1 protein-coding gene is annotated in these 1,502 nt (G+C 65.0%); it reads left to right on the plus strand.

Going from position 1 to position 1,502, the window contains the following annotated elements; genetic code table 11:
* Nucleotides 1-154: 154 nt before the first annotated feature.
* Complete coding sequence (locus tag ACFV9O_RS40365; RefSeq protein ID WP_385428065.1) at nt 155-1,414, plus strand: IS256 family transposase; 1,260 nt, start codon at nt 155-157, stop codon at nt 1,412-1,414.
* Nucleotides 1,415-1,502 lie beyond the last annotated feature (88 nt).

A 1,502-nucleotide genomic window follows, 5' to 3' on the forward strand; every position in this document is an offset into this window, starting at 1 on the left:
GAGGCTGTTTACTCCTCTGTGTAAGAGGTGATCTTGCTGGGTGCTGGTCGGGCCCTGGCTGACACCAGGAATGTGACGCACAGTGAGTGACCTGATGAACGAAACCAGCCCGTACGCCGAGTCCGACGAGCGCCGTGAGGAGGCGTCGCGTCGGCTGGCCGGGGCGATGTCGCCGGCGGCGATCGACCGGATGCTGGCGGACGCGGAGGAGGCCGGGGTCGGTATCGACGGCCAGGGCGGTCTGCTGCAGCAGATGATGAAGGCGGTACTGGAGCGGGCCCTGCAGGTGGAGATGGCCGACCACCTCGGCTATGAGGCGGGGGACCCGGCCGGCCGGGGTTCGGGCAACTCCCGTAACGGCTCCTACCCCAAGACGCTCACGACGGTGACCGGTCCGGTCAGGGTGGAGGTGCCCCGGGACCGCAAGGCCGAGTTCGAGCCGGTGATCGTGCCCAAGGGCCGGCGGCGGCTGGCCCAGGTCGACGACATGATTCTGTCCCTGTACGCGCGGGGCATGACCACCCGCGACATCACCGCCCACCTCAAGGAGGTCTACGGCACCGAGGTGTCCCCGGCCCTCGTGTCGAAGATCACCGACGTGATCGCTGATGAGATAACCGCCTGGCAGAACCGGCCCGTTGACGAGGTCTACCCCATCCTCTACATCGACGCTCTGAGCGTGAAGGTCCGCGACGGCGGCATGGTCACCAACAAGTCCGCCCACCTGGTCATCGGGGTCGACGTGGACGGCATCAAGAACGTGCTGGGCATCTGGCTGCAGGACACCGAAGGCTCGAAGTTCTGGCTGAACGTGCTCACCCAGCTCAAGAACCGCGGCCTGAGGGACGCCCTGATCGTGTGCTGCGACGGACTGACCGGCCTCCCGGAGACAATCAACACCGTCTGGGAGAAGGCCCTGGTCCAGACCTGTGTGACGCACTTGATCCGCAGCTCGATGAAGTACGTGTCCTACACCGACCGCAAGAAGGTCGCCGCCGCACTGAAGCCGATCTACACCGCGAGCACCGAGTCCGAGGCCCTGGCCGCCCTGGACGAGCTGAGGGCCGATTACGGCAAGAACTACCCTGGTTTGATAGCGAGTTGGGAGCGCGCATGGGAGGAGTTCATCCCCTTCCTCGCCTTCGACCGCGAGATCAGGCGCGTGATTTACACCACCAACGCCATCGAGTCTTTGAACTACCAACTGCGCAAGATCACCAAGACGCGTGGACACTTCCCCTCCGACGACGCCGCCATCAAGCTCCTCTACCTCGGCATCCGCCGCATCGAAGGCCGCCACATCGACGGCGACGGACCCATCCCCAAGGGGCGCGTCCGCGGCACCGGCACCCTCGGCTGGAAGCGCGCCATGAACCACTTCATGCTCGCCTTCCCCGACCGCCTCCCCCTCTGACCCCAGCAAGATCACCGAAAGTAACCACTCCCAGGACCCGACCAGCAAGGCCGCACGCCTCTACATACACAAAGGAATTGACAACCTC

Source organism: Streptomyces sp. NPDC059909 (assembly GCF_042730885.1).
Classification (GTDB): domain Bacteria; phylum Actinomycetota; class Actinomycetes; order Streptomycetales; family Streptomycetaceae; genus Streptomyces.